General features: G+C 66.0%; 12 protein-coding genes. 7 read left to right on the top strand and 5 right to left on the bottom strand.

The window, feature by feature from the left end:
• Positions 1-19 precede the first annotated feature (19 nt).
• From POS17_RS13580 to dapA, 3 genes are all read left to right on the top strand, one after another.
• Positions 20-577 (top strand): sigma-70 family RNA polymerase sigma factor, encoded by a 558-nt coding sequence (locus tag POS17_RS13580; RefSeq protein WP_060839035.1) that lies wholly within the window; start codon positions 20-22, stop codon positions 575-577.
• Positions 574-1,293, top strand: a complete 720-nt coding sequence (locus POS17_RS13575; RefSeq protein WP_060839034.1) for an anti-sigma factor — start codon at positions 574-576, stop codon at positions 1,291-1,293. The genes POS17_RS13580 and POS17_RS13575 overlap by 4 nt, the downstream gene beginning before the upstream one ends.
• Positions 1,294-1,642: 349 nt before the next feature.
• The gene (dapA, locus tag POS17_RS13570) at positions 1,643-2,506 is read left to right on the top strand and encodes a 4-hydroxy-tetrahydrodipicolinate synthase (RefSeq protein ID WP_060839033.1); all 864 of its coding nucleotides are present in this window, start codon (positions 1,643-1,645) and stop codon (positions 2,504-2,506) included.
• A 199-nt stretch (positions 2,507-2,705) separates the two neighbouring features.
• Here dapA and POS17_RS13565 read toward each other — a convergent pair whose 3' ends face one another.
• The gene (locus tag POS17_RS13565) at positions 2,706-3,362 is read right to left on the bottom strand and encodes a ribonuclease T2 family protein (protein ID WP_060839032.1); all 657 of its coding nucleotides are present in this window, start codon (positions 3,360-3,362) and stop codon (positions 2,706-2,708) included.
• 180 nt (positions 3,363-3,542) lie between these two features.
• The gene (locus POS17_RS13560; protein WP_060839031.1) at positions 3,543-4,898 is read right to left on the bottom strand and encodes an HD domain-containing phosphohydrolase; all 1,356 of its coding nucleotides are present in this window, start codon (positions 4,896-4,898) and stop codon (positions 3,543-3,545) included.
• Positions 4,899-5,097: 199 nt separating this feature from the next.
• Between POS17_RS13560 and POS17_RS13555 the strand changes: the two genes are divergently transcribed.
• From POS17_RS13555 to POS17_RS13540, 4 genes are read left to right on the top strand one after another with little or no spacing between them, the layout of a single operon-like run.
• Positions 5,098-7,014, top strand: a complete 1,917-nt coding sequence (locus POS17_RS13555) for a GGDEF/EAL domain-containing response regulator (RefSeq protein WP_060839030.1) — start codon at positions 5,098-5,100, stop codon at positions 7,012-7,014.
• Positions 7,011-7,997 (top strand): cytochrome-c peroxidase, encoded by a 987-nt coding sequence (locus tag POS17_RS13550; protein WP_060839029.1) that lies wholly within the window; start codon positions 7,011-7,013, stop codon positions 7,995-7,997. Before POS17_RS13555 ends, POS17_RS13550 begins: the two co-directional genes overlap by 4 nt.
• A complete protein-coding gene (locus POS17_RS13545) occupies positions 7,994-9,808 on the top strand; it encodes a DAHL domain-containing protein (RefSeq protein ID WP_060839028.1) in 1,815 nt (604 codons plus the stop codon). Before POS17_RS13550 ends, POS17_RS13545 begins: the two co-directional genes overlap by 4 nt.
• Positions 9,796-11,214, top strand: coding sequence for an ATP-binding protein (locus POS17_RS13540; protein WP_060839027.1), 1,419 nt, complete (start codon positions 9,796-9,798; stop codon positions 11,212-11,214). The genes POS17_RS13545 and POS17_RS13540 overlap by 13 nt, the downstream gene beginning before the upstream one ends.
• 43 nt (positions 11,215-11,257) lie before the next feature.
• Here the strand turns inward: POS17_RS13540 and POS17_RS13535 are convergent, their stop codons facing one another.
• The 3 genes from POS17_RS13535 to POS17_RS13525 form a co-directional block, all read right to left on the bottom strand.
• A complete protein-coding gene (locus tag POS17_RS13535) occupies positions 11,258-13,828 on the bottom strand; it encodes a bifunctional diguanylate cyclase/phosphodiesterase (RefSeq protein ID WP_060839026.1) in 2,571 nt (856 codons plus the stop codon).
• Between the two features lie 219 nt (positions 13,829-14,047).
• Positions 14,048-15,007: a GDP-mannose pyrophosphatase NudK gene (nudK, locus tag POS17_RS13530; RefSeq protein WP_060839025.1), complete on the bottom strand. Its 960-nt coding sequence runs from the start codon at positions 15,005-15,007 to the stop codon at positions 14,048-14,050.
• A complete protein-coding gene (locus POS17_RS13525; RefSeq protein WP_060839024.1) occupies positions 15,004-15,993 on the bottom strand; it encodes an SMI1/KNR4 family protein in 990 nt (329 codons plus the stop codon). Before POS17_RS13525 ends, nudK begins: the two co-directional genes overlap by 4 nt.
• Positions 15,994-16,031: the final 38 nt, after the last annotated feature.

Here is a 16,031-nt window from a genome sequence, read left to right as displayed (position 1 = left end):
CTGTCGCAGGTAAACGCCCTTGTCTCTACCCGAATCCCTGTTTGACCACGCAGGCTGTATCGCCGCTTGTGCCCGAGGCGAGCGCCAGGCCCTGGAGGCCCTCTATCACGAGGAAGGGCCGCGCCTGCTTGGCGTCGCCAGACGCCTGGTACGCGACACGGCCCTGGCTGAAGACATCCTGCACGACGCCTTCATTCGAATCTGGCAAGGGGCAAGCAGTTTCGACCCGGAACGGGGCAGTGCCCGCGGCTGGATGTTCAGCATCACCCGGCATCTGGCGCTGAATTTCCTGCGCCGCCATGGCCGTGAGGTGCCCATTGATGAACCCTATCCCGAATACCCCCAAGCCCTTGATGTGCTGGCCATGAGCACGGCGCCAGCCACCGCGCTGGCTGATGCCGGACGTCTTGAGCATTGCCTGGGGCAACTGCCCTCGCAACGCCGCGAGTGTCTCCTGCAGGCCTATGTGGACGGTTATTCACACGGGGAGATTGCCGCCAGGATGGCCACCCCGCTGGGGACGGTCAAAGCCTGGATCAAACGCAGCCTCAGTGCTTTACGGGAGTGCCTGGGATGAAGATCGCGCCACGGGACGACAGCGATCCCGCGCTCCAGGCCCTGGCCAGTGAATATGTCCTGGGCACCCTGGACGCCGAACAACGGCGCCTGCTCGAACAGCGCCTGCCCCATGAGCCCGCCTTGCGTAACGCCGTGCACAGCTGGGAACAACGCCTGCATCCACTCACCGCTTTGGCCGCTCCCGTCACGCCGTCGCCCCGGCTCTGGCGGCGTATAGAACGCAGCCTGGAGCAACTGGCTGAACCTGGGCCGGTTTCGGCTTCCGGCAACCCCGGGCGCTTCAACTCCCTGGCGCTGTGGCGCGGACTGGCCGCTGCCGGCCTGGCCGCCAGTGTCCTGTTGGCCAGCCTGCTGATGCTGCGCCCCCCTGCCCCGCCCGGTTACCTGGTGGTGCTGGTCGCCCCTCAGGACAAATCACCCGGTTGGGTGGTGCAGGCCAATGACACCCGGGAGTTGCAGTTGATTCCACTGGGCAGCATCGAGGTTCCGGCGGACAAGGCCCTGGAGTTCTGGACCAAGGCCGACGATTGGCAGGGCCCGGTGTCTCTAGGACTGGTCAAGCCCGGTCAGCCGCTACGTGTGCCGCTTGATCACCTGCCGCCCCTGCAAACCAATCAGTTGTTCGAATTGACCCTGGAGGACCGCCAAGGCTCGGCGCTAGGCAGGCCCAGCGGCCCGGTGCAGTTCATTGGGCGCGCGGTAAAAACCCTGTAGCCAGGGTCAATCCCGTCTCGCCCCGGCGTGGCCACACCCCGGCAAGCGAGTCGGGTTCGAGGATTGACAAAGCCCGCGCCGGCTTTTACAACTGTGCACCTGATTTCAGAGTCTGCCGAACCATGTCCCAAGCCCCGACCCTCGATTCTCGCGCCATTGGCCTGCTGGCCAAGGCCGGAGCCTGGGTGGCTTGCAACTCTAAATCGAAGAAACAGTCGCTCATGTGACCGGGGCGCTGTGTCCCGTCAGATGAGCTGACAGGACATCAAGCGCGACGGACCTCCCCCCTGCTTACCGCCCTTCTACTCTTCTGACGACGACCCGACGGTCAACCTTCAGGAGAACACGCATGTCATCGTTTCAAGGAATCTGGGTCCCCATCGTCACGCCCTTTCACAATGGCGCCATCGACTTTGCCGCCCTGCGCCGACTCAGCGCCCATCTGCTGGAAAGCGGCGTGGCCGGGCTGGTGGTCTGCGGCACCACCGGCGAGGCCGCGGCCCTGGACAAGGACGAGCAACTGGCGGTGCTCGACGCCGTGCTCGAACAGGCCCCCGCCGGGCGCGTCATCATGGGCCTGGCGGGCAACAACCTGAAATCGCTGCTGAGCCTGCAGCAGGAAATCCTCAAGCGCCCGGTGGCGGCCCTGCTGGTGCCCGCGCCCTATTACATCCGCCCCTCCCAGGCGGCCCTGGAAAGCTTCTTCCACAGCGTCGCCGATGCCTCCAGCGTGCCGCTGATCGTCTACGACATTCCCTACCGCACCGGGGTCAACCTGGACAAGGACACCCTGCTCAACATCGTGCGCCATCCGCGGATCGCCGCCGTCAAGGACTGTGGCGGCAGCCTGGACAAGACCCTGGCGCTGCTGGCCAGCGGCGCGGTAGAGGTGCTGTGCGGCGAGGACCTGCAACTGTTCAATGCCCTGTGCCTGGGGGCCAGCGGCGCCATTGCGGCGGCGGCGCACATTCGTCCGGAGTTGTTCGTGCAGTTGCAGCGCCAGGTCATGGACCAGCAGCTGGATGCCGCCAGGGCCAGCTTCCGGCAACTGGTGCCCTTGATCCAGGCGCTGTTCGCCGAACCCAACCCGGCGCCGGTGAAGGCCCTGCTGGCCCATCAGGGTCTGATCGAGCCACACCTGCGGGCCCCGATGCAGGATTGCAGCGCTGCCACCGCCGCCCACCTGCAACACCTGCTGGCCGGCCTGCCCTGAAGGGCTTGCCCTACGGATCATCGGCATTGCCGTGCCTGCGGCCCGTAGGAGCTGGCTTGCCAGCGAAAGCGTCCTCAAGCCCGATGCAAGGTGCGAGGGCCTCTTCGCCGGCAAGCCGGCTCCTACAGAGGCGGGGGGGCACAGTGGCGCGGCAATCCCGATGCCCGCAAACGCCGATCGCTGCGGCGCGCGGGCGCTCTCAGCGGATCGGCGGGATGCGGATGTCGCCGGCCCGACACTGGGTCTTCACCCCTTTGCCGCACGGGCCGAACTCCAGGTCCCGGGTCAGGCACACGCGCACCTCGGACAGCTCGGGACCGCTGCAGAGAATGGCCACGCCGTTTTCCCCGATGCCCGGGTTGCTCTGGCGCAACTGCCGGGCAATTTCAGTGGCAGGCAAGTAGCGCACCGTGGTCGAAGGCTGCAGGACCTCGGGAATCTTGACCGAGCCCAGGGCCCTGTCCGCCGCGTCCAGGTAACCCATGCCCCCCAGGCCGCTGCAGGTGCCGTGCTTGGTCCACTCATGGTTCATCAGCTTGGCGGTGGGAAACAGGGTCAGGCCCTTGGCCCGCTCTTGCGGGGTCAACGGGGTCAGGGGTGGACAGGATTCGGGCCAGCCGCCCTTGGCGTACTGCGGCCACAGGCCGTGGAGGACCAGGCCGTAGCCCTTGCCCGAGCATTGCTCGTTTTCCGGGTGCATCAGGCAGAAAGTCGGCGACCAGGACAGGGTCAGCAGGTAGTAGTCGAAGGTCCCCGCCACCGAGTCCCGCTGCTGTTTGGGCTGACGTGCGTCGCTGATGCCCACCAGCCCCAGGGTCAGCACCAGGGCCGCCATCAGGGCAAAAAACTTTCTCATCGTGACCTCTCCTTGTGGAATCGAATCGTCCTGGCCCCGCCATCGGGGTGGAGCCGCCGGCACACCGCTCCACCTTCTTGGCATGCCGGGGTTGCAGGAACATGACATGCGCCGCGCCTGTCCCGGCAAAGCCGGCCAGGCGCGGCGGCGACAATACAACAGGCAGGCGCTCAGGCGCGATCAGTGACCAACATCCAGTGCCGCGACCTGCTCGGGCACGCTGACAAAGACGCTGTAGCGGGCCCCTTCCATGGCCTCGAAGGCGATCAGCTTGTGCACCAGCGGCTCGCTGAGCACCTTGCCGGCATTGAGCAGCAACATGCCGTTGTCGGCATTGAGGTTGCGACGCAGGACCATCCCGGCCTGCAACTCCCGGGTGCCCAGGACCCTGACGCTTGGATCATCGACGGTCACGTCACTCAGATAGGCCGCGCAGACCTGGACGAAGCTTTCCACCAGATTGGGGTCGTACAGGCGACCGGCGTACTTGCGAATGAACAGCAGGGCTTCGTCGCTGTTCATGTGGCGCTCCAGGATCAGCCCGCACTGCAACTCGATGAAATCCACCGCCAGCTTGAGCAGGCGCGAGCCCCAGGGAATCGCCTCGCCCTTGAGGTGCCGGGGAAAACCGCTGCCGTCCCAGCGTTCCTGGTGATGCAGGATCAGGCGTGCCGCGTCCTGCATCGGCTCCAGGGCCATCAGCACCGACTCGCTCTGCTCGGGATAGGCCCGGTAGCGCTCCTGTTCGGTATGGCGCAACAGGTCCGCGGGGGCGACCAGCATGGCATCGCTCCAGCTCAGCTTGCCGATGTTGTACAGGGCGGCGGCCATGGCCAGGTCGCGGCTGGCGCTCTCATCCAGGCCATGGGCTGTGCAGCAGGCGCGCACCAGCTCGATGATCTTGCGGTTGGTCTGCTTGTCCGCCGGCAGGCGCAGGTTGGCCAGCAGCGAGAACACCTCGGTGGCGGTGACGTAACTGTGCTTGAGCTCCTCATAGGCCAGGTCCAGCATGTCGGCGGTCTGCTGCAGCTCCGCGGTGCGTGACGCCACCCGCTGTTCCAGCCCGGCATTGCTGGCCTTGAGCTGGCGGTTCTGCTCCAGCACCAGTTGCTGCAGGCGCTTGAGTTCACGTTCGGCCTGCTGGTGCTCCAGCCCCTGACGCAGGATCAGCAGCAGTTCTTCGTCATTCCAGGGTTTGCTCAGGTATTGGTGGATCTGCCCCTGGTTGACCGCCTTTATGATGGTGCTCACGTCGGCGTAGCCGGTCAGCAGAATGCGCCGGGTGCCCGGATAGCTCTCGCGCACCCGGGCCAGCAAGGTGGCGCCGTCCATGTTGGGCATGCGCGCGTCGCTCATCACCAGGTCAACCGGACGCTCGGCGAGCATCTCCAGGGCCCTGGCGCCGCTGTCGGCCAGTAGCACGTCATAAGGTTGGCCGCGCAGCAGGCGCCGCAGGCTGTTGAGAATCGATTCTTCGTCATCCACCAGCAACAGGCAGGGACGCCGGCCAGGTTCGACGGACTGCGGCTCTTCCATGTGATGCATCTCCCGGTGATCCCTTGGATTGGCCGGACACCCCTGACAGGCCACCGGCCAGTTGCTCGATTGCCTTGGCAATCCTAGTCATATTTTGCTTTTGCGCTCTGGCCCAACGTTAAAAAAACCTCCGCAGGTGCAGAACACAGTGACTATGCTCACAGCGTTGAACGCAGGCTCAGGGCACTAGGGACGGTCTATGGATACTGGCTGCGACCCGCAGACAACAGCGCAAGACACTCCGGGCCCGCCCTCTGCGCGGGTCAATCGGCGAGTGCTGATCGTCGATGACAGCCCGGAGATCCACGAAGACTTCTACAAGATCCTCGCCCCGCGGCAGGCACCGGACCTGGGCCCGCTTGAGGAGCAACTGTTCGGTCAAGCCGCGCCTGGCCCCGCGCCGACCTTCAGCCTGGACTCGGCATTCCAGGGCCGCGAAGCCCTGGCCAGGGTCGAGGCGGCACTGGCCCAGGGCACGCCTTATGCCATGGCCTTCATCGACATGCGCATGCCGCCGGGCTGGGACGGCCTGCAAACCATCGAACAGCTGTGGCTGGCCGACCCCGAGCTGCAGATCGCCCTGTGCACCGCCTACTCCGACTACTCCTGGGAGGCCCTGGCCGAGCGCCTGGACTTCGGCGATCGCCTGCTGATTCTGAAAAAGCCCTTCGACAGCCTGGAAATCCGCCAGATGGCCAGCGCCCTGACCTGGAAATGGCAGATGGCCCAGGACGCACGGAACAAGCTCGACGACCTGCAGCGGACCATCGAGGAGCGGGTCGCCGAACTGCTCAAGGTCTCGCACCTGCTGCACTACGATGCGCTCACCGGGCTGCCCTCCAGCACCCTGCTGGGCGACCGCCTGAGCCAGGCCATGGCCCGGGCCCGGCGCTATGGGCAACAGCTGGCGGTGCTGTTCCTGGGCCTGGACCGTTTCAAGCGGATCAACCAGGCCCTGGGCTACCCGGCCGGCGATGAACTGCTCAAGCGTATCGCCCAGGGCCTGCAGCAAAGCATGCGCGAGTCGGACTCGGTCTTCCGCTACGGCTCCGACGAGTTCGTGGTGCTGGTGCATGACCAGCAGCCGCCGCCCCAGGTGCGCAGCGTCGCGCAAAAACTCCTGGCCACGGTGAACCAGGTGCACGACATCGCCGGGCACGAACTGCAGGTCACCGCCAGCCTGGGGATCAGCCTGTATCCCGAGGATGGCCAGGACGCCCTGACCCTGATCAAGAAGGCCGAGATGGCCATGCGCAACAGCAAGGACCAGGCACCGGGCCGCTACGGTTTCTTTACCGAGGACATGACCCATCGGGCCCGGGAACAGCAACACCTGGAGTCGGGCATTCGCCAGGCCCTGGAGCATCGGGAGTTTGTTTTGCACTACCAGCCAAAAATCCACCTGGCCTCGGGCCAGGTGGTGGGGGCCGAAGCGCTGATCCGCTGGTTCAGCCCGCAACGGGGCTGGGTCAGCCCGGCCCAGTTCATCCCGGTGGCCGAGGACAGCGGCCTGATCAACGCCGTCAGTCGGTGGGTGCTGGGCGAGGCCACCCGCCAGTCCCGCGCCTGGCAACAGGCCGGGCTCGCACCGATCCGCCTGTCGGTCAATCTGTCGCCCAGCGATTTCCGCCAGCCGCAGTTGCTCGCCCAGTTGCAGAGCGCTCTGCAGGACAGCGGCCTGGACCCGACCCTGCTGGAGCTGGAAATCACCGAAGGGGTGCTGATGCAGAACGTCGAGGCAACCCTGGTCACCCTGCTGGCCATCAAGACCCTGGGGGTGCGCCTGGCGGTGGACGACTTCGGCACCGGTTACTCCAGCCTCAGCTACCTGCGCAAGTTTCCGCTGGACGTGCTGAAGATCGACCAGTCCTTCGTCCACGGCCTGAGCCACGACCCCAAGGATGCGACCCTGGTCAGCGCCATCATCCAGCTGGGGCGCAACCTCAACCTGAACGTGATTGCCGAAGGGGTGGAGACGGCGCAGCAGCTGGCCTTCCTGACCCAGCAAGGCTGTGAGGAAGGCCAGGGCTACTACTTCAGCAAGGCCCTGCCGGCGGCAGACTTCGCCCGGTTCCTGCAAGGGCGGGCCGCACCCGCCGGGCAGGGCCAGCCATGAACCGCGCAGCACCTGCGGGCCGGCCGCGGCGGCGCCACCTGGGCGTGGCGCTCTGGTTGCTGCTCGGCATCGCCCTGCCCGCCGTCCCGGCGCCCCTGGACGAACCGCTCAAACCCCTGCCCGCGGCCCCCGACCTCGACCCGGGGCGGGTGGAACTGGGGCGCCGGCTGTTCAACGAGCCGCGCCTGTCCCAGGACCACAGCCGCTCCTGCGCCAGCTGTCACCGGCTGGACCACGGCGGCGCCGACACTCAGGCCAAGTCCCTGGGCATCAAGGGCCAACCGACCCTGGTCAACGCTCCCAGCGTATTCAACGCCGCGCTGAACTTTCGGCAGTTCTGGGACGCCCGCGCCGACAGCCTCGAAGCGCAGATCGACCAGGTGGTGCAAAGCCCGATCGAGATGGGCAACAACTGGCCCGACCTGCTCCGCACCCTGAGTGACGACCCCGACTACCGCCAGCGCTTCGCCGAGCTGTACCCGGATGCGCTGACCGCGGCCAACGTGCAGGACGCCCTGGCCAGCTACGAACGCACCCTGCTCAGCAGCGGCTCGCGCTTCGACCAGTACCTGCAAGGCAACACCGAGATCCTCAGCCTGGACGAGAAATACGGCTACCAGCGCTTCAAGGACTACGGCTGCATCGCCTGTCATCAAGGGGTCAACATCGGCGGCAACATGCTGCAGAAATTCGGCGTGATGGGCGACTACTTCGCCGCCCGGGGCAACCCCACCCAGGCCGACCTGGGCCGCTTCCTGATCACCGGCGACGAGCAGGACCGCAACGTCTTCAAGGTGCCGAGCCTGCGCAATGTGGCGGTCACCGGGCCCTACTTCCACGATGGCTCGGCGCAGACCCTGGAACAGGCGGTCGAGGTGATGTTCAAGTACCAGCTGGGCCGGACCCCAAGCCCCCAGGACACCGGCCTGATCGTCAAGTTTCTCAAGACCCTGACCGGGCAATGGCAGGACAAGCCCCTATGAAGCTGCCCCGCCTGCCCGTCACCCTGTTCACCCTGCTGATCCTGGGCCTGGTCCTGGCGCTGGCGTTCCTCTACGTGAAGACGGTCATCGGCCAGACGGCGAACTACACCCTGTCCCGGGACCTGATCGGTCACATCAAGCAACTGAATGCCCAGTGGGAAACCGAGGTGCTCAAGGCCCGCATCGCCATCACCCATGACTACGATCCACTGGTGCTGCCGGTGCAGCAGATCAATCAGCTGTGGAGTCGCTTCGATCAGGTGTCGCAGCAGGAGCACATCGACCCCGAGGCGTGGCAGGCCAGTCATCAGGCCTTCCTCGCCGCGTTCAAGGAAAAGGCCGACCTGGTGGAGCGCTTCAAGTCCCACAACTCGGTGCTGCGCAACTCCCTGGCCTTCCTGCCCACCGCCGAGGACGACATCCAGAGCCGCCTGGCCGGGCTGGATGACAGCCAGCGCCTGTCGCAGCAGAGCATCGCCATCGACACCTACGACCTGCTGCTCAGCAGCCTGGAGTTCGCCCAGGTATCCAGCGACGACAAGGCCGCCGACATTCTGGTGGGGCTGAACAAGCTGGAGGTGAACAAGGAGCGCCTGCCCGAGGCCATGCACGAACCGGTGGCCATCCTCAGCAACCACGTCTCGGTGATCCTGCGCGAACAGCCAGTGGTCAACCAACTGCTGGAGAAAATCACCTCGATCCCGGTGGCCCAGCGCCTGGACGAGATCAACGCCCTGCTCAACCGCGACCAGCTCCAGGCCGACCTGCAGGACCAGAAGGCCCATCAGTACCTGCTGCTGTTTTCGACGCTGCTGGTGCTGTTGATCCTCTATCTGGTGATCCATCTGGTGCGCAGCTACGGGGTGATCCGCCGGGTCAACACCGCCCTGCAGAGCGCCAACGAACACCTGGAGCAACGGGTCGAGGAACGCACCCACGAGCTCAAGGAAGCCCAGAGCGAACTGCTGCACGCCGCGCGCCAGGCGGGCATGGCGGAAATCGCCACCAATGTGCTGCACAACGTCGGCAACGTGCTCAACAGCGTGAACATCTCCAGCGAACTGCTGAGCCGTACCCTGCGCTCCAGCAAGGCTCAGGGCCTGGGCAAGGCGATGCAGCTGATCAACCAGCACCAGGACGACCTGGGGCAGTTCTTCACTGAAGACGAAAAGGGCAAGCTGCTCCCCGGCTACCTCAACCAACTGGTCGCGGCCATCGCCAGCGAGCAACAGGGCATGAGCGACGAGCTGGCCCAGCTCGGGCGCAGTATCGATCACATCAAGGAGATCGTCGCCACCCAGCAGTCCTATGCCGGCGCCTCACGGCTGATCGAACCCCTGCGGGTCAACGAACTGATCGACGACGCCCTGCGCATGAACGCCGGGGCCCTGGTCCGGCACCAGGTCACGGTGGTCAAGGACTACGCCGAAGTGCCCGCGGTGATGGGCGACAAGCACCGCATGCTGCTGATCCTGATCAACCTGATCAGCAATGCCAAATACGCCATGTCCGACCTCGACGAGCAGTCCCGCACCCTGACCATTCGCGCCCGGGTGCTGGAGGGCCGGACCCTGCGCATCCAGGTTCAGGACCAGGGCGAAGGCATCGCCGCCGAAAACCTCACGCGGATCTTTGCCCACGGCTTCACCACCCGCAAGGAGGGCCACGGCTTTGGCCTGCACAGTTGCGCCCTGGCCGCCATGGAGATGGACGGCCAGCTCAGCGTGCACAGCGACGGGCCGGGACTGGGCGCCACCTTCACTCTTGACATCCCGCTGATCGACGCCGAGAACCCCACATGGACTCATTGATCAACCGCCGGATTCTGCTGATCGACGACACCCCCGCGATCCACGAAGACTTTCGCAAGATCCTCATGCCGCAGAGCCAGGACGCTGGCCTCGACGATCTGGAGGCGCAGTTGTTCGGCGCCCCGACCCGCACCCGCCAGCAGCCCTTCGAACTGGACTCGGCCTACGGCGGCGAGGAAGGCCTGAACAAGGTCACCCAGGCCCTGGCGCAGCAGCGCCCCTATGCCCTGGCGTTCGTCGACATGCGCATGCCCCAGGGCTGGGACGGGGTGCAGACCATCGAACGGCTGTGGCAGGAGGACCCGCGCCTGCAGGTGGTGGTGTGCACCGCCTACTCCGACTATTCCTGGGAAGACCTGCTGGAGCGTCTGCAGGGCCACAACCGCCTGCTGATCCTGAAGAAGCCCTTCGACAATATCGAAGTCCAGCAGATGGCCAGCACCCTCACCAGCAAGTGGGAGATGACCGCCCGTGCCCTGCTGCAGATGCATCACCTGGAGAACCTGGTGGCCCGGCGTACCGCGGACCTGGAACGTGCCGGAACCGCCCTGCAACAGGAGATCGACGAGCGCAAGCAACTGGAGAACCAGCTGGTGCAGTCGGAAAAGCTCGCCTCCCTCGGGCAACTGGCCGCGGGCGTGGCCCACGAGATCAACAACCCCATCGGCTTCGTCGCCTCCAACCTCGGCAGCCTGGCCGGCTACCTGCAACAGATCGGCCAGATGCTCAGCGCCTACCGCCAGAGCGAAGAAGCCATCACCGCACCGCAAGTGCGCGAGCACCTGCAAAGCCTGCGCGAAAGCATCGACCTGGACTTTCTCCAGGAGGACATCCCGCTCTTGATCAAGGAATCCAAGGAAGGCATCGGCCGGGTCGAGCAGATCGTCAAGGACCTGAAGAACTTCTCCCGGGTCGACAGCGATCAGCAATGGCAACTGGCGGACCTGCAACAGGGCATCGACTCGACCCTGAACATCGTCGCCAACGAGATCAAGTACAAGGCCGACCTGGTCAAGGACTACCACGAGCTGCCGCAGATCGAGTGCCTGCCCTCCCAGCTCAATCAGGTGGTGATGAACCTGGTGGTCAACGCCGCCCAGGCCATCGGGCCGGAGCGCGGCACCATCACCCTGCGCAACGGGGTGGACGGCGAGCATGTCTGGCTGGAGGTGAGCGACACTGGCTGCGGCATCGATGCACAGCACCTGCAGAAGATTTTCGACCCCTTCTTCACCACCAAGCCGGTGGGCAAGGGCACCGGCCTGGGCCTGTCGCTGTCCTACGGGATCGTCAAGAAGCACGGCGGGCAGATCAGCGTCCGCAGCCAACCGGGGGTCGGCAGCACCTTTCGCGTGGAGCTGCCGATCCGCCAGGCGCCCCGGACAGCGACCGAGCAAGCGCACTGAAGCACCGCGCCCCTCCCCGGCCAAACACCCGCAACCCTTGCCCTCAGCTCATCGAGCTTCCGGCCCGGGGCGCTTGGGCGCAGAGGTGCAACAGGGCGTCGCCGTCCAGGGGCGGGCTCAGGTACCGCCCCTGAACCTCATCGCAGCGAATGTCCCGCAACGCGGCAAACTGCTCCGGGGTATCCACCCCTTCGGCCAGCACTTTCAGGCTCAGGGCATGCCCCAGGTCGACGATCGCCTGGACGATCGAACGGCCGGCCGGACTGCGACCCAGACCGGCCACCAGACCGCTGTCGATCTTCAGGCCGTCCAGGGGATAGGTCCGCAGGTCCTGCAACGCCGAACAGCCGCTGCCGAAATCGTCCAGCACCAGCTGCACCCCGAGGGCCTTGAGCCCGCCCATGATGTCCTGCACCGGGCGCCCGTCGTCCAGCAGCGCCTTGTCGGCCACCTCCAGCAGCAGACGCGAGGGAGCCAGCCCGCTCTGAGCGAGCACCGAGCGGATCCTGGCCACCAGCTGGCCGCGCTGGAACTCACAGGCCGACAGATGCACCGCCAGCTGCAGGTGTTCGGGCCAGGCCCGGGCCGCGCGGCAGGCCGCCTGCAGCACCCAGTTGCTCAGCGGCAGGATCAGTCCGGTGTCCTCGGCGATGGGCATGAACACCTCGGGCCCCAGCAGCCCGCGCTGTGGGTGCTGCCAGCGCACCAGCACCTCGGCGCCCTGCCATTGGCCGTCGCCCAGCCGATAGCGCGGCAGGAACTGCAGGCTCAACTGGTCCTGGTCGATGGCGTGACGCAGGTCGCGCTCCAGGCCGCGGCGCTCGATGATCCGCGCATTCATGTCGGCGGCGTAGAAACGCCAGGTGCTGCGCCCCGCCGCCTTGGCCTCGTACAGGGCCATGTCGGCAAAGCGCAGCAGTTCTTCGGCCTGGCTGGCATCGGCCGGGGCCCGGGCGACTCCGATGCTGGCGCTGATGAAGACTTCATGCTCGCCAATGTAGAACGGCTCCTCGATACGCTGGATCAAGCGCCGGCACAGGCCGTCGATTTCCGACTGGGCCATCTGCCCGGGCACCACCAGCACGAACTCGTCGCCACCGACCCGGGCCACCAGGTCCTCGCTGCGCAGGCAGTGGGACAGGCGCTGGGACACCTCGTGCAGCACCTGGTCGCCGGCGGCATGCCCCAGCAGATCGTTCACTGGCTTGAAGCGGTCGAGGTCGACGCTGAGCATCAACAGTGGCTCGCGCAGCACCCGCAGGGCCGACAGCCGATCTTCAAGGTATTCGCGCATGCGCATGCGATTGGCCAGGCCGGTGAGTGCATCGTGCTGGGACAGGTATTCGATGCGCCGCCGGGCCGCGACCTCCTCGGTGATATCGCTGGCGGTGCCACGGTAACCGCCGCCGTCCATGGCCCGTACCGAGAGGCGGCAGATCCGCGGCCGGCGCTGACCGTCCAGGTAGGCGCATTGCAGCAGGCTCTGGGAACGCCGCTGCGAGGCGCTCAGCCAGTGGCGCAGCGATCCCTGCTCGGCGCTCAGCAGCTCATGCATCGGCCGCCCCAGGGCCGCCTCCCGGGACAGGCCGGTAACCGCCTCGAAGCGCTCGGACAGGTAGGTGAAGCGCAACTGCGGATCCACTTCCCAGATCCAGTCGGAAGCCGCTTCGGCAACATCGCGAAAACGCTCCTCGCTGGCCTCCAGCGCGCCCCGACTGCTGCGCAGGGCCTGGACCTGATCATCGATGAGCCGCGCCGCCACCGCAGAGCGCCGCAGCAGCAGGATTGCCATCAGGCCCACCAGCAGTCCGGCCAGCAGCAACAGCGGGATCACCAGCACCAGCAACTGGTGCCCCGGTCGCGTCGGCTGCCAGTGCAGGGTTCCGGCACCGTCGGGCAGGCTCAGGGTCGGCTGCGGGCTCGGCGCCCCGGCGTCGACCCGCTGCAAGCGCTCGATGCCCGCCTCACGGCCCAGCACCAGCAAACGGCTCGGGTCCAGCCACACCACGAACACCAGCACCGACTGCGGGCCGTCATCGACCGGCACTTGCGGATCGTTGCCCGGGCTCAGCACGCTGGTGAACACCAGCGCCGGTGTCCCGCCGATCGCGTGATAACGGCTGAAGACCTTGCCATCGGGCGCCTGGCGCACCTGCGCCAGCCAGGGTTGCAGCGCATCGCCGAACCAGTCCCGGGCCTCCATCGCCTCCAGGCGACCGGACACCATCGCGTAGGCCGTGCGATCGGCCGGGTCGATGACGAACACCCCGTCAAAACCCAGGTCGCGGTACAGGGACGAACCGAAGTTGTGCCGGGTGTAGGCCCAGTCCGGATCGACCTTCAGGTGCAGGTGCTGATAGGCATCGCCCCACTGCGCATAGTCCTTGACGGTGCTACGGGCATGGTTTTTCAGCGATTGCAGGGCCTTTTCGATTTCCAGGCGGTTGTGCTGCTCGGCAGCCAGGTTCTGGTCGAGGGCGATGTACACCAGCAACACGCCGGTGAAGAGGAACAGCGCCAACAGCAATCCCGAGCATCCGAGCAAGGTGGCGCGGGCCAGCGCCTGATTCGAGATGCTGCGCACCGGCGTCAGATCAAGACCTAGGTTTTCCATAGTGCTCCAAGCGCCATAGCGAAAAACCGACCGGTGTGCTCCAAGCTCACGCGGCCCGAGATGAAGCTCCTGCTTGCCTATTAGACGATAGACAGTATTTCCCCCCCGGGCCTGAAGAAACGCCGGGGGCGAAAGCCGTGCAGCCATGGCGATGGGGTCAGGGCAGGACGCCGGCGACCGGGCAACGGGCCGGCGGCGTCCGACCAGAGGCGACCGGGGTCAGTCCCGGCCTGGGCGGGGAGTCACTTTGGGCAGCTGCTGCACCTGGTGATAGATGCTCAGGCCCAGCCTCTGGGCGATCTGCACCATGGCGTCGCAGCCGGCCGAGGCACCGCCGATGCGCAGCAGCGCGTCACAGCGCTGCAGCAGGCGCTCGGCATAGGCGTGGAAGCGCTGGTTGTAGACCTCATCGCCCACCGCCCGGGACCCGGCCAGACGGGTCATGGGCAAGGCCACCCACTCCCCCAAGAGCGGGAAATGCCCGGCCTCCAGCACCTGGGCGGCGCACTGCTCCATGGCCTCGACATTGCGCGCCAGCAACAGCGGATCGTCGCCGGTGCCGGAACGGTAGGGGCCGGCCACCAGCACCGTCAGGCTGCGAGGCTTGAGCACATGCAACTGCAGGTACTGCAGGAGCATGATGGTCTTGCCGTCGGCGATCTCGCCGCTCTTGATCATGTCCAGGGCCTGGTCGATATCCAGCTCCAGGACTTCGATGTCCTCGCCTTCGTGCTCCAGCCCGCCGCCCTCATCGATGCGGTCTTCGGCCTGGTAATGGCCGATGAAGAAATGCACCCGTTCGGTCACCGAGCCCGGACTCATGAACGCGTCGAAGACCTTCTGCACCTCGCCCACCCGGCAACCGGTTTCCTCTTGCGCTTCCTGGCGGATGCGCACTTCCGGGCTGGCGTTGTCCAGCAGCCCGGCGGCCGTCTCGATCAGGTAACCGCTGTGGTCGTTGACGAAGGCCGGCATGCGGAACTGCCGGGTCAGCAGCACCGTGCGCCGTTCCAGGTTGTACAGCAGGATCGTCGCACCATTGCCGCGGTCGTAGACCTCACGCTCCTGGGCCTGCCAGCTGCCGTCGCGGCGGCGCAGTTCGAAGCTGTATTTCTTCAGCACGTACCAGTTGTCGGAGAGGGTCTTCTCGGCGGTGATGCGGATGGTTTCCTCGCTCATGGCTGCTCCTGAGTGTGTAGGCCGGCGGGGCGAAACCCCGACAATTGTTCCAGCAACTGCACCCGGTAGGCCGGGGTCAGGGCGAACCCGCCCGCCACCTGGTGCAGATGACCGTCCGCCAGCCGCGCGCGGAACCAGTCGCGGATGAAATCCGGGGCGTAGCCGCCGGTGCTGAAGCCCTTGGCGAAGGCGATCATGTCCTGATAGACCTCCAGGTAGGCCTCTTGGCTGGGGACCGGGTAGCGGTTCTGGTACAGCCAGAACTGCAGGTCGTACAGCAGGTGCGACAGCGGGTCGGCGTGCAACGCAAAGTAGCGTTTGTCCTGGACGATGCGCAGGGCGATCTGGCGGATCAGCGGCCCCAGGTCAGGCACGTCCGGGCAGTGTTCAAGCAGCTCCTGCAGCAGCGGCGAGAACGGAGCGCTGGCGACCGTGTCCAGGTCGTCGAGGTAATCCTGCTCGGAGGTGTCATACACCTCCCAGGACACCAGACTGCGGACAAAGGCCTCGAAGTTCGGCGCCAGGACAGTCACCTCGTAGTCGCCCTCCTGGTCCACGTGCACCACCCGGGGTTCCCCCTCGGGGCCGCACTCGCGGTAGTCCAACGCGATCATGTCATGCCCTGCGGAGGGGCAATTGCAGATGTACACCCCCAGGTCCGGGTAGCCCCACTCCTCGATCATGAAGCGGCTGCCCAGGTCGCCGCCCAGGGAGTAGCGGCTGTCGCGACCGATGCTCAGGAAACTGTCGATCGCGCAGTGGTCCTCGGCCCAGGAGGTGCCCTGCTCCGTGGGGCAACAGCACAGGTGCGGGCAGCCACCGTTGTAACGCTGCATGAACGCCACATAGGACGGCGGCAGCCGATAGCCCAGCTGGGCTTGCAGCTCGGCGATCAGGGCGGCGCTCGCCGGTGGCTGGTTGATCTTGCGGCTGCTGTCGTGGTCCCAGAACGCGTCCAGGTCGATATCGTGGGGGAAGTTGCTCATCCGATGCATCCGTTGCGGTTGAAGGTCGGCCTGTGCCA

Source organism: Pseudomonas sp. Os17 (assembly GCF_001547895.1).
GTDB lineage: Bacteria > Pseudomonadota > Gammaproteobacteria > Pseudomonadales > Pseudomonadaceae > Aquipseudomonas.
This window is presented reverse-complemented; position numbering and strand designations above follow the sequence as displayed.